Origin of the sequence: Rhizobium phaseoli, from assembly GCF_010668805.1 — a bacterium.
Classification (GTDB): domain Bacteria; phylum Pseudomonadota; class Alphaproteobacteria; order Rhizobiales; family Rhizobiaceae; genus Rhizobium; species Rhizobium phaseoli_A.
In genome coordinates, this window is the sequence record NZ_WUFT01000016.1 from 93,384 (window position 1) to 105,653 (window position 12,270).

Sequence of the window (12,270 nt, forward strand, 5' to 3'; positions counted from 1 at the left end):
GCGGCAACGTCCGTTAATTTTTCCCATCATACCAAAGGCATAGGTGTACTTACATAAACTATCGCCTGAGGATTTGTGTCGTTATTAACAACCTCGATAAAGCCCTCCGTTTGGACAAGCAGCGCCTTTACATGTATCGACCGCTGACGCCGTGAACCACCTGCCAAACCTCACTGAAAATTCCGGCTCTTCACTTTGAGCGTGTCAATGTGGAGGTCGGGAATGTAAATGTCGCGTGTCTTTATCGCGGCACGATCCCGGGAATCCGCACTGCCTGGCGAGCCTTGGGCGAACTCGTCGCCGCGACCGGTCGGAAGCTTGAACGTCTCGTCACGATCGGCAAGTCCCGAGAGATCAGCTGAGAGATCGAAGAGCTGTTGCGCAATGAGGTGGACGACGTCCCCTTCCCTCTGGATCCGACCGTTGATCGCCATCATGCTGGATCCGATCACGACGCGGCGCCGGCGTTCGAACAGTTTCGGCCAAACGACAACGTTTGCCGGACCGGTCTCGTCCTCGATCGTCAGAAACATGACACCCTTGGCTGACCCTGGCTTCTGTCGTACGAGAACCAGTCCCGCTGTCATCAGCCAGCGGCCGTCACGAGCTGTCATCGCCTCCTCGCAGGTGACAATGTTGCGCGCGGCGAGATCCTTGCGCAAGAAAGCGATCGGATGCCGGCGCAAGGTCAATCCGGTGTGGCTGTAGTCCTGGATGACATTGTGGCCGTCGGTCATCTGCCGGAGCTCGACCTGCGGCTCTTGCTGTTCGGCGATTGTCTTACTCTCCCGCTTGGCCGCTGCCGCGAACAAGGGCAAAGGCTCGTCCCTCAGCGCCTTGATGGCCCATAACGCATCGCGTCGCTGCAGATTGAGCGAGGCGAGAAACGCATCGGCTTCGGCCAGTTCGACCAACGAGGCCGCCGGCACGCCAGAGCGCCGCCACATATCATCAACACTGTCGAAGGGATGGTCGGCGCGCGCGGCAACGATCCGCGCCGCATCAGTTGCCGCCAAACCCCGGACCAGGCGCAGGCCCAACCGAACCGCATAACAATCGCTGCCCTCGATCGGTTCCATCGTGCAGTCCCATCTTGAGCGGTTGACGCAGACAGGCCGGATTGCGACGCCGTGGTTCTTGGCGTCACCAACGATCTGGGCGACCGCATAAAAGCCCATCGGCTGGCTGTTGATCAGGGCGGCGCAGAACACGTCGGGGTAATGGCATTTGACGAAGCTCGAGGCATAGGCGACGAGCGCAAAGCTCGCGGCGTGGCTTTCCGGAAAACCATAGGAGCCGAAGCCTTCGAGCTGCGAGAAGGTCTTCTCTGCAAATTCGGGCGAGTACCCATTTCTGACCATCCCGGAAACCAACTTGTCCTTGAATTTAGAAACCCCGCCGGTGAACTTGAAGGTGGCCATCGACTTGCGCAGTTGGTCGGCCTCCCCGCCAGTGAAGCCGGCACAGACCATTGCGACCTTCATGGCGCTTTCCTGGAAAAGCGGGACACCAAGCGTTTTGCCGAGCACCGCCTCCAGTTCCGGCGTCGGGTAATCGACGGGTTCCTTGCCTTCGCGTCGACGCAGATAGGGATGCACCATGTCGCCCTGGATCGGCCCCGGCCGGACGATCGCCACCTGGATGACAAGATCGTAGAACGTTCGAGGCTTCATCCGAGGCAGCATTGCCATCTGGGCACGGCTTTCAATCTGGAAAGTGCCGAGCGTGTCCGCCTTGCGGATCATCGCGTAGGTGGCCGGATCTTCCTGCTTGATGTTTGCAAGATCAAGATCGTCATCCTTATGCTCTTTGATAAGGGCAAAGGCCTTGCTCATGCAGGTCAGCATTCCAAGTGCCAGAACGTCGACCTTCATGAATTTCAACGCCTCGACGTCATCCTTATCCCATTCGATCACCTGCCGATCGGCCATCGAGGCGGGTTCAATCGGCACCAGATCGTCTAGCCGGTCATGGGTCAGCACGAAACCTCCGGGATGCTGCCCGAGGTGCCTCGGCGCACCCATCAATTGCTGCGCAAGCTGCAGCGTCAGCGCCAGGCGGCGGTCATCGGGATTGAGGTTGAGCTCGCGAAGGTTTCGTTCTCCGACCATCTCGGCCGACCAGGACCACATGCCCGATGACAGAGCCTTGATTATATCCTCCGGCATACCGAGCGCCTTGCCGACGTCGCGGATCGCGCCCTTGGCGCGATAGCGAGTGACCGTGGCGCAAAGTGCCGCCTTCTGATGCGTGTAGGTCCTGTAGATCCATTGGATGACCTCCTCCCTCCGCTCGTGCTCGAAATCGACGTCTATGTCGGGCGGCTCGTCGCGTTCCTGGGAAACGAAACGCTCGAACAGAAGGTCGTTGGTCTCGGGATCGATGGATGTGATGCCGAGGATATAGCAGACGGCGGAGTTGGCAGCCGATCCGCGTCCCTGGCAAAGGATCCCCCGTGATCGGGCAAAGCGGACGATCGAAAAGACCGTCAGGAAATAGGGCGCGTATTTCATTGCCAGGATGAGGTCGAGCTCGTGCCGAACAATCTTCAGGACTTTTGGCGGCAGGCCCTCCGGGTAGCGCTGCGGCACACACTCCCAGACATAGTGCTCGAGGGAGGCCTGCGCGTCCCTGCCTGGTACGATTGCCTCCTCCGGGTACTGATAGGTAAGTTCCTCGAGTGAGAATTTGCAGCGCTCGACGATCTCCATCGTTCGGGCCAGTGCTTCTGGATAGCGCGGAAACAGTCGCTGCATTTCCTCCGGTGGTTTCAGGTAACGGTCCGCATGGCGTTCCCGCTCGAAGCCGACATCGTCGATCGTGGTGCGGTTCCGAATGCAGGTGACGACGTCCTGCAACTGTCGGCGCGACGGTTCATGGAAGAGCACGTCATTCGTCACAACCGTCTTGACCCTGAAACGATGCGCCATGTCCGACAGCTCATGCAGCCGCATCTGGTCGTTCGGCCGCCTGCGAAGCGACAAGGCGATGTAGGCGTGGCGCTGGAAAATCTCCGCCATTTTCCGCAGCTGTAGCGCGCAGGTCTCGTCGGGCAGATCCGGCACGAGGACGCCGATCAGGCCTTCGGCATAAAGCGCCACGTCCTCGAGAGCGAGGATGCAATTGGCCTTGCCTCCCCTGCTCTTGCCGAGCGTCAATAGCCGGGTCAGCCGCGAATAGGAGGCACGGTCGGTGGGGTAGACGAGGATCGACATGCCGTCCGCCAGATCGAGGCGGCAGCCGACCACCAGGCGAAGGCCAGTTGTCCGTGAGGCTTCCAATGCGCGGACGATGCCGGAGAGCGAGTTACGATCGACGATGCCGAGCGCCTCGATGCCGAGGAGTTTTGCCATGGCAAACAGCTCCTCCGCCGACGAGGCGCCGCGCAGGAAGGAAAAATGGGTGGTGACCTGAAGCTCGGCGTAGCTCATGCGAAGATACCATGCAGAAACCACCTGTGGGAGCCGGTCGCCGCATCGACGCCGTCACCCGACCGGAAGATCCAGAAGCGCTCGCCGGCCTCATCCTCGACCACGAAATAGTCGCGCACAGCGTCGAACTCCGAGCTTCTCGTCCACCACTCGCCAAAAATTCGCTCGGGCCCATCGGCACGCTTCACCCGGCGGCGCTTACCGCGCCAGGTGATCGATACCGGCGGATGGTCGGGCAGAAGCGCGATCACCACGATTGGCTCCGGCCGGGCGAGAAGCCGGATCGGGCGCGGCCAGTGCAAGGCCCACGACGTGCCGGTTGCTTCGGCAACAGCGCTGACACGCTGGACGCTGCGTTCCGGCACATCGCTTGCGACTGGCGCCATGCGATAAACCCGTTGTCCGCGATTGCCGATAACGTCGATCAGCGGCGCGATATCGACGACCTCCTCCTCGACCAGGGAGGACGCTTTTTGCGTTTCGGCGAGCGGCTCGGTCATCACGGCGACGAGCGAGAGTTTCTCGATCCCAAAACCCGGCTCGATCTTCTCGATCCGATCGTGCAAGAGCTTCGTTAGCCAAGCCACATCGCGGGCGGGCCTGGCTGTGCCGGCACGGATCGCCTGCAGGGTGTTATCGACGTTGTGAACGAGGAGATCGGCGCGTCGGACGCCAAGGCCCTTCTTTTGAAGCGCGTCGCACAGCTGTACCACCAGCCGAGAGACATATTTGGCAATGGTCTCAGCCGCGCCGATCGGCTCGGCGAAGGCGCGGCTGACCTCGACGACGTCCATCGGCCGGATCGGCTCGATCGGCTCCGGCAGCCGCCCATGGATCTGGTCGAGGCGGCGACCGATCTCCGGGCCGAAGCGAAGCGCAAGTGGCGCCCGCGGCGTCGCCGACAGTTCACCCACCGTCTGAAACCCGAGCGTCCGCAGGCTGGTGACGATTTCCGCTGGCAAGCGCAATGATGCGATCGGCAGACGCTCGACGAAGAGTGAGGCCTCGCCGCACGGCACGATCACGACGCCGCGATTGCTTACCGGTGACAATGCATGGGCAGCGCCCCTGCTATCGGCGATAGCAACACGCGCGGTAAGTCCCTTGGAATGGAAGCGATTGACGATCCCCGATAGCATCAGTTGCTCGCCGCCCTGCAGGTGATCGGCACCTTCGGTGTTCATGACAATGCCGTCGGGTGCGTCCATCGCCACAATGGGCGAATATTGCGTCAGCGCCCAAAGCGTCAAGCGTTCGAGGGCGGCAGCATCCGCGATCGGATCGGCGTCGACCATCTGCAGACCTTGGACGATGGCTTGCGCCTTCGCCGCCGGCATGCCGGTATGAATTCCGGCCAATCTGGCTTTGGCGTCGGCGGCGGCGATCCAGCGTTTGGAACCACTCTTTGCGACGACCACAAGCGGCCGCTCAGCCGAAAGCTCTCCGGTTCCATCCGCCCGCCTGATCCTCTCGATCGCGAGATCCGGAAGATAAATGGATACGACCCGTGGCATCGCACGCTCCTACGATAAACTCTGCGCACTCACCCGCTTTCACCCGCATCAGTTCCAGAAGCCAGCGCGGCCGCCCGACTCCTGGAACCGGAAGCTCTTCCGACGGCAGCACGCTGACGCGCCACCTGGACGTCGATGCTGTCGGCTGCCCGAAATCTGAAGCCTCCATCTGCCGCCGCCATCGACGAACAGCAAAACCGATCGTGCCGGTCTTTTCGGCCGCCAGTTGCAAGCGTCGCGACGCCGTCATCGGTAGTCGGACGATCTCGCCGACCACGGCGCCCAGGCCGCCGTAGCCAAGACCCTCCTCCATCGTCGCAAGAATTTCCTCTTCCCTGTCGGCTTCGGCAAAGACAACACGATCTGGGTGAGGGCCCGCTTGTGCCAGCGCGGGAAAGAAAAGGTCGGGACGCGTCATGCACCAAAGGATCGGCCCCTTCGTCCGCGCCACGATCCCGGCAACGCAAAGGGCCGCGGCCGCCCCGTCGATCGTCCCTGATCCACCGCCAGCAAATTCGTGAAGCGCACCATAGGCGAGGCCGCCGCCCGGAAGGACCGCATCTATCTCGGGGATCCCGAAGGCAAGACAGCCGGCCTTTTTTGCCGCGCTGCCTTCAAGCGAGGCAATGCGGTCGCGCAGATCGGAGATCACCCTGTTGCGGGCAGCAGTCATCGTTCACGGGCCCCTTTCAGGTCGTGTTTCTAGAGCCGACATCATGTCGTTCAAATGCAGATGTTCTTTATCTGTTCCGTAATGATGAAAGAGTCAATCAACCCGAAATAGGAATTTTATCCGTTTATTTTAGGAAGTCGGCAGATTCGCTTGCGGAATCAAGGATGTCGGCAACCTGCAGTGCTGGTCGATCCTGCCAGAATATTTCTGGGCCTGTGCCTACCGCTGCCGGTTGGCACACGACTTCGGTCGGCAGCGATGGCAGTAATATTCACCTGGGACAGTCGCCAATCTCGGCGTTGCCAACCGGGCCGCCGCCGTTCTCGTCTGCACGCTGCGCGGCGATTGACGGCGCATCCGGTCTTGATCTTTGCTAATCAAAAAATCATTTGAATGCTATCTATTTTGATGCTATCTAAATCGCTATGGAATCACCTCCCTCTCTTGAGCGGGTCTTCACCGCGAAACTCCTGTCGACCGGGCGACAATGGCGCCGTGCTGTCGACAATGCCTTGAGCTCCCACGGCATCTCGGAAGCTTGCGCGGCGCCGCTGGTCTGGATCGGGCGGTTGGGCGGTGGTGTGCGCCAAGTTGTGCTGGCAAATCATGTCGGCATTGAAGGGCCTTCGCTGGTCAGGCTCCTCGATCAGCTAGAGGCGCTCAACCTTGTTGTCCGCAAGGATGATCCGATCGACAGACGAGCAAAGGGTCTCTGGCTGACCGAGGAGGGCGAAAGCCTCGCAACCCGCATGGAGGCAGTTCTCGACGATCTGCGCAGCAGGATTCTCGAGAAGGTCAGTGAAGCCGACCTCGAGGCGGCGGTCCGCGTTCTGCAGGCCTTCGAAGAAATTAGCCCGTCGCAGGTTGCGGCGGTTACACAGCAGTTTGAGGAAACGTCGTGACTCTTCCCTCCTGGCGGGATTGGCTCTTCTCCGCAAAGGCCTTTCTCGCCTCCATGCTCGCCCTTTTCGTTGCCTTATCTCTCGACCTGCCGCGGCCCTATTGGGCCATGGCCGCCGTTTACGTCGTTGCCAATCCGCTGGCTGGGGCAACCAGTTCGAAGGGCCTCTACCGCGCGCTCGGCACGCTGCTTGGCGCAAGTGCGGCCGTCTTTTTCGTACCACTCCTCGTCAACGCGCCGGAGCTTTTGAGCATCGTCGTCGCGCTCTGGACCGGCACACTGCTCTTCATCTCGATGCTGGATCGTTCCTCGCGCAGCTATGTCTTCATGCTGGCTGGCTACACCCTGCCGCTGATCGCGCTACCGTCAGTCGGTTCACCTGATACCATCTTCGAGACAGCCCTTGCGCGCTCCGAGGAGATTGTCATCGGGATCATCTGTGCCAGTATCGTCAGCGCTGTCGTCTTCCCGATCAGCGTCCGCAGCGCGTTAGGCCAGCGTATCGCCACATGGCTTGACGATGCCGGTGGCTGGGCAACCGATATTTTGCGCGGCGAGGGCGCGACGCCGGCAACGCCGCTCAAGCGGCAGAGGCTCGCTGCGGACGTGAGCGGTCTCGACCTCATTATCAGCCAGCTCGGCTATGATGCAGGCAGCCGCGATGTCGTGCGCCATTCGCGCGAGTTGCGCGGTCGTCTCCTCATGCTACTGCCACTGTTCTCCTCGCTCGCAGACCGGCTTCATGCACTGAAGACCGAGCGCGAGACGCTTCCTAAAGATCTGATCTGCCTGCTGAACGAGGTCGCCGACTGGCTGAAGCTCGGCGCGAAATCTCAGGCCGGGGACGACGCTGAAAAGCTGACGCAGCGTATCGAACGCCTCCGCAAGGGCTACCCGGATCGCCGCTGGGGCGATCTGCTGCTTTCAAGCGCGTTGGCGCGACTGAAAGAGATCGTCGATCTGTGGCAGGATTGCCTGACGCTGCGCGACGAAATCACGAGCGGCAAACATCCTGGCCCGTGGCGACCGGCCTTTCGCCATCGCGAGATCGTTGCCAGCAACCGCCATTTCGACTACGCGCTGCTCGCTCTTCAAGCCGGTGCCGTCGTCGCCGGCATTCTCATTGCCTGCGCCTTCTGGATCTTCAGCGGTTGGCAGAATGGTGCGGGCTTCGTCACCATGGCTGCAGTTGCCTGTTCCTTCTTCGCAGCGCTCGACCGGCCTGCGCCCTTCATCACCTCGATGTTCATCTGGTGCGGCATCAGCATTGTCATCTCCTTCGTCTACATTTTCGCCATCCTGCCGATGGTCAACAGCTACGAGTTGCTGGTTTTGGTCTTCGCTCCGCCCTTCCTGCTGCTTGGGCTGATGATCCCCAAGCCGCAATTCAACATGCTGGCGATGCTCCTGACCGTAAACAGCGCCTCCTTCATCGCGCTGCAGGACCGCTATACGTCCGATTTCACCACCTTCACCAATGAAGCGATCGCAGCCCTTGCCGGGATCGGTTTCGCGTTGGTCTGGACGCTGATTTCCCGCCCATTCGGCGCAGAACTCGCCGCCTGGCGCCTCGTGCGCGCCGGCTGGACCGATCTTGCCGAGACGGCAGCCGGCGAGCGCCGCGCCGACCACGAGCGGCTTTCCGGGCGCATTCTCGATCGCCTCGGCCAGCTGGTTCCGCGTCTTGCCGTCGTCGAGGACCGCGAATTGAAGAAGGTGGACGGCTTCGCCGAAGTGCGAATTGGCTTCAACGTGCTGATGCTTCAAGGCGAGCGCAAGGGACTGCATGGCGCGAGCGCCGCATCGCTCAGCTCGGTTCTCTGCGGCATTGCCGATCTCTACCACGGCCGTATCGCGGCCGGTCGGGCGCTCGACCCACAGTATCCCTTGCGTCAATCGATCGACGACAGCCTCAAAATCATCGCGCTCGAAGACGGGACGCGCGGCGCCGACAGCATCGACGCCCTCGTCGGCCTCAGACGCGCCCTTTTCCCTGACGCAGCCCCGCCAACAAGCTGGCAGGCGGCCGAGGCTGCGTTGCAACTCCTCCCGCTTGCCGCTGAGTAATTTGTCATGCCTGCAGAATTTGACGTTTACGGCGTCTATGTCCCGCGCCTCCTTGTTCTCATGGTGCTGAGCCTGCTGCTGATCATCGTCATCAGACGGGCCCTTGCCTGGCTCGGTGCCTATTCCCTCCTTTGGCACCGCGGTCTCTTCGACCTTGCCCTTTACGTGCTCGTCCTCGGAACCCTTTCCTCATTCACTCGCTGGTATTTCGTATGAACTCCCTTAAATTCGTTGGCCGCCTCATCGTCACCCTTTCCATAGTCATCGCCGCAGTCTTCGTCGGCCGCGGGCTTTGGGGCCACTACATGGAAGAACCCTGGACGCGCGATGCGCGCCTGCGCGCCGATGTCGTGGGCATAGCGCCCGATGTGTCCGGCCTCGTCAGCGACGTTCTCGTGACCGATAACCAGACCGTCAAGAAGGGCGATATCCTCTTCCGCGTCGACCGCGAACGTTTCTCGATCGCGCTTGCCCAGTCGGAAGCAGCGCTGGATGGAAGCAAGGCGGCTCTCGACCAGACGCACCGCGAGCGCGAGCGACAGGAACGGCTCGGCGATGCAGCATCCCTGCAACAGAAGGAACAAGCTCGCACGGCCGAAGAACAAGCCGAGGCCGCCTTCCGCCAGGCAACCGCCAACCGCGATCTTGCTGCGCTCAATCGCGAACGCTCGCAGATCAAGGCGACGGTCAACGGAACGGTCTCCAATCTCAGCCTGCGCCCGGGCGACTATGTCAGCGCCGGAACCGCCAAGATTGCCTTGATCGACACGGACTCGCTGCGTGTCGAAGGCTATTTCGAGGAAACCAAGCTGCCGCGCATCCACCCCGGCGACAAGGTTTCGATTCACCTGATGGGCCAGTCCCAGAGCCTTCAGGGCCATGTCGAAAGCATCGCAACCGGCATCGAGGACCGCGAACGCACCGCAGGCACCGGCCTGCTCGCCAACATCAACCCCACCTTCAGCTGGGTGCGCCTTGCCCAGCGCGTGCCAGTGCGCATCAGCATCGACAATGTGCCAGACGATGTCCGGCTGATTGCAGGTCTGACGGCGACGGTCGAGGTGGGCAAGAGTTGACAGAGAGTTCGAGCGCTGGCGGCAGATCTAACCATTCGTCAATTGAGGGCGATCAGACCTGATACCAGCAGTTCGACCTTCAAATCGCCGAAACTCAACGAGGCCGCCTTCGTGCTGATCGCGAAGTGAACCACGCGCTGCTCGGTTGGCTTCAGACATCACTCCCGCGATCGAGAGGGAGATCCAAGGTGCGCGCAGACAGCAATGCGCTCGCTTAAACGGCCACAGCCATAGGATCATATTTCCGTCGCAAGGCGACGCCTTATTGCTCTCGCGATTGCGCGCCCCTGAACTTTTGCACTTCCAATATCGCCAATAATGCTCGCTCGCATGCCGATAAAATAAAGCCCGGGAAGATGCGATAATTGTTGCGCTCCATTGATCAGGGTTCGGCCCTGTTTATCTAGCAGATCGAGGTTGCCGACGATTCGTTCGAGATCAGACGCGTACCCCGTCGCCGAAATAACGATATCTGGCAAGCAGGCTTGACCGTCTTTGAAATAGACGTGATCCTCGTCAAACGATTGCACTTCGGGCAGGACCTTTATTGTCCCCGCTTTGATTGCCTTTACGGCGCCATCATCTGATCCCAGTGCTGTACCTTCTTTCAGCCGGGTTGCGCCGCCGGTCAACGGCTTTCCTATACCAAATCGCTTCAGGTCGCCGAAAGCCACATAGCTCGTGGCGACCAGTGCTGCATCGACCAGTCGCGTGGGAAAGTAGGCTAGCAAGGGGGAAAGCCGATGGACGGTTACACCGAAAACGCGCTTTGGCACGAGCGTCGGGCTATGTCTTGACGACAGCCAAAGAGCGGCCGTATTTTGCTTCGCCAGATGATTAAGGATATCAAATCCAGAATTCCCGGATCCGACGACAAGAACGCGTTTCCCATCATAATCGCGAGGGCTGCCAAACTCCGCCGCATGGATGACCTTGCCTTTGAAACGTTCAAGGCCAGTCCAGGCAGGTATGATTGGTTTGCGGTCTCGGCCCGTCGCGATGACAATGTTCCGGGCTATGACCGTCCCTTTGTTCGTCGCAAGTTGATAAACTCCGTCGCTGATCGATATGTGATCGACCTCCACCCCAAATTCGATTGGCATCGATTCTTTGGCAACGAAGTCTTCAAGGTGGGCGACCACTGCATCGCGCTTTGGAAACGCCGGCGTCCCTACTGGATATCGCATGCTCGGCAAGTAAGAAAGATCCCGGTGAGTATTGAGCGTGAGCTGAGGATGCCTCGCACGCCATTGATCACCAACTCGGCTCGCCCTCTCGAATATCCGTGGGAATATTCCAACTTGCCGCAATTCGAAAGCGGCAATCAAACCGGCCGTACCGGCGCCCACGACTACGGTGGATTCAGTCTCACTTGTTGGTATCACGATATATCCAGTTGATTCTTATTGACATTCTTTTAGAACCCATCGACGGTACAAAACTCCGACTTGAAATGTTCTGAATGGCGCACCTGAGAAACTTTATCGATTCCTGTCTTGATCGGAGCATACCCGCAATACCGTCGCCAAACCTGACGGTCGAACAGCGGCTGTCACTTTGTCGCCAGTACGGCGATTTTTCATTGGCCTACTCCACGGCGGTTCAGCCTGATCTTAACCACTTTGGCGATGAACACGGCTACATCGCCTACGCTACAAAAATGGGTCATGTTTTTGCGCTCGGTGATCCAATCGCGAGCCCAGACCGAAAGGCCCATTACATCGCGCAATTCATCGCCCGATCCGGAAAGCCTTGTTTCGTTCAAGTTCACGCTCCAACCGCCGCGGAGCTTGCATCGCACGGTTATCGTCTTAATCAAATGGGTAAAGACAGCGCCCTTCCATTGCCGACCCACTCGTTCAAGGGGAAACGCAATGAAACTCTCCGTTATTCCGAACGTTGGCTGAATAAGAACGGCTATTTTATACACGAGTGCGGAGATGGCGAATTCGCTCCTGAGCTTTCGAAGATTTCTGACGATTGGCGCGCTGGAAGAATCGTTCGGCGCCGCGAGATGCGGTTTTTGAACCGACCATTTCGTCTGTCCCTAACGCCCGGCATGCGGCGGTTTGTTCTTTTGTCACCCCATTCAAAGCCAATCGCACTGCTCGATTTCGACCCACTCTTTCGTGACGGCAAAGCCGTGGGGTACACGGCAGCTTTCAAGCGAAAAATCCCGGGCACAACAGCACATGCTGAAATCGGGCTCACGAAATATGCCGCCGATCGTTTTAGACAAGAAGGATCCGAGATCATGACTCTCGGCTTGTCGCCGCTGGCGGGCGTCGAGAAAAGCCAATTTCTCGAGAGCACCGTTTGGCGTTACCTCTATCAGCGCGCCTTCCTGTCGCCGCTGGTTAACCGCCGGATCTTCAACGTTCAGGGCCAAGCTGCATTCAAACGCAGGTTTCACGGCAATGAGATTCAAACTTACATTGCCTTCAAACGGGGGACGCCAACGGAAACTCTGGCGCTGTTGCGGCTGCTGAAGACCTTTTAGCAGACGAGATTGTCTTTGTGTCCGCCTGTGGGAGGATCGGCGATGGTCGTGACGACAGCGAGACGCGGTCTCTTCAATCACTTGCCACACGGTCCAAGCATCCGACTC

Annotated in this window: 9 protein-coding genes; 5 read left to right on the plus strand and 4 right to left on the minus strand. The window is 59.7% G+C overall.

Features of this window, described 5'->3' with window-relative positions; all coding sequences use genetic code 11:
- Nucleotides 1–170: 170 nt before the first annotated feature.
- The 3 genes from GR197_RS23290 to GR197_RS23300 are packed head-to-tail and all read right to left on the minus strand — an operon-like array spanning nucleotide 171 to nucleotide 5,618.
- Nucleotides 171–3,431, minus strand: a complete 3,261-nt coding sequence (locus GR197_RS23290) for an error-prone DNA polymerase (protein ID WP_164013836.1) — start codon at nucleotides 3,429–3,431, stop codon at nucleotides 171–173.
- Nucleotides 3,428–4,945: a Y-family DNA polymerase gene (locus tag GR197_RS23295; RefSeq protein ID WP_164013838.1), complete on the minus strand. Its 1,518-nt coding sequence runs from the start codon at nucleotides 4,943–4,945 to the stop codon at nucleotides 3,428–3,430. The genes GR197_RS23290 and GR197_RS23295 overlap by 4 nt, the downstream gene beginning before the upstream one ends.
- On the minus strand, nucleotides 4,860–5,618 hold the full coding sequence (locus GR197_RS23300; protein WP_164013840.1) for an ImuA family protein: 759 nt from the start codon (nucleotides 5,616–5,618) through the stop codon (nucleotides 4,860–4,862). Before GR197_RS23300 ends, GR197_RS23295 begins: the two co-directional genes overlap by 86 nt.
- Before the next feature lie 425 nt (nucleotides 5,619–6,043).
- Here GR197_RS23300 and GR197_RS23305 point away from each other — a divergent pair, with 425 nt between their 5' ends.
- The 4 genes from GR197_RS23305 to GR197_RS23320 are packed head-to-tail and all read left to right on the plus strand — an operon-like array spanning nucleotide 6,044 to nucleotide 9,662.
- A complete protein-coding gene (locus tag GR197_RS23305; protein WP_164013842.1) occupies nucleotides 6,044–6,520 on the plus strand; it encodes a MarR family winged helix-turn-helix transcriptional regulator in 477 nt (158 codons plus the stop codon).
- Nucleotides 6,517–8,586 (plus strand): FUSC family protein, encoded by a 2,070-nt coding sequence (locus tag GR197_RS23310; RefSeq protein ID WP_164013844.1) that lies wholly within the window; start codon nucleotides 6,517–6,519, stop codon nucleotides 8,584–8,586. The genes GR197_RS23305 and GR197_RS23310 overlap by 4 nt, the downstream gene beginning before the upstream one ends.
- 6 nt (nucleotides 8,587–8,592) lie before the next feature.
- Entirely contained in the window at nucleotides 8,593–8,802 is a 210-nt protein-coding gene (locus tag GR197_RS23315; RefSeq protein WP_164013846.1) for a DUF1656 domain-containing protein, read from the plus strand.
- Complete coding sequence (locus GR197_RS23320) at nucleotides 8,799–9,662, plus strand: efflux RND transporter periplasmic adaptor subunit (RefSeq protein WP_164013848.1); 864 nt, start codon at nucleotides 8,799–8,801, stop codon at nucleotides 9,660–9,662. The genes GR197_RS23315 and GR197_RS23320 overlap by 4 nt, the downstream gene beginning before the upstream one ends.
- Nucleotides 9,663–9,898: 236 nt before the next feature.
- Here GR197_RS23320 and GR197_RS23325 read toward each other — a convergent pair whose 3' ends face one another.
- Nucleotides 9,899–11,047, minus strand: coding sequence for an NAD(P)-binding domain-containing protein (locus GR197_RS23325; protein WP_164013850.1), 1,149 nt, complete (start codon nucleotides 11,045–11,047; stop codon nucleotides 9,899–9,901).
- A 77-nt stretch (nucleotides 11,048–11,124) separates the two neighbouring features.
- Here GR197_RS23325 and GR197_RS23330 point away from each other — a divergent pair, with 77 nt between their 5' ends.
- Entirely contained in the window at nucleotides 11,125–12,162 is a 1,038-nt protein-coding gene (locus GR197_RS23330) for a phosphatidylglycerol lysyltransferase domain-containing protein (RefSeq protein ID WP_164013852.1), read from the plus strand.
- The last annotated feature ends 108 nt before the right edge of the window (nucleotides 12,163–12,270 follow it).

What these genes read in the sequence shown, in the direction of transcription:
- GR197_RS23320 (WP_164013848.1), top strand. Translation starts at nt 8,799, where the DNA reads ATGAACTCCCTTAAATTCGTTGGCCGCCTCATCGTCACCCTTTCCATA.
- GR197_RS23315 (WP_164013846.1), top strand. Translation starts at nt 8,593, where the DNA reads ATGCCTGCAGAATTTGACGTTTACGGCGTCTATGTCCCGCGCCTCCTT.
- GR197_RS23295 (WP_164013838.1), bottom strand. Translation starts at nt 4,945, where the DNA reads ATGCCACGGGTCGTATCCATTTATCTTCCGGATCTCGCGATCGAGAGG.
- GR197_RS23305 (WP_164013842.1), top strand. Translation starts at nt 6,044, where the DNA reads ATGGAATCACCTCCCTCTCTTGAGCGGGTCTTCACCGCGAAACTCCTG.
- GR197_RS23290 (WP_164013836.1), bottom strand. Translation starts at nt 3,431, where the DNA reads ATGAGCTACGCCGAGCTTCAGGTCACCACCCATTTTTCCTTCCTGCGC.
- GR197_RS23300 (WP_164013840.1), bottom strand. Translation starts at nt 5,618, where the DNA reads ATGACTGCTGCCCGCAACAGGGTGATCTCCGATCTGCGCGACCGCATT.
- GR197_RS23330 (WP_164013852.1), top strand. Translation starts at nt 11,125, where the DNA reads ATGGCGCACCTGAGAAACTTTATCGATTCCTGTCTTGATCGGAGCATA.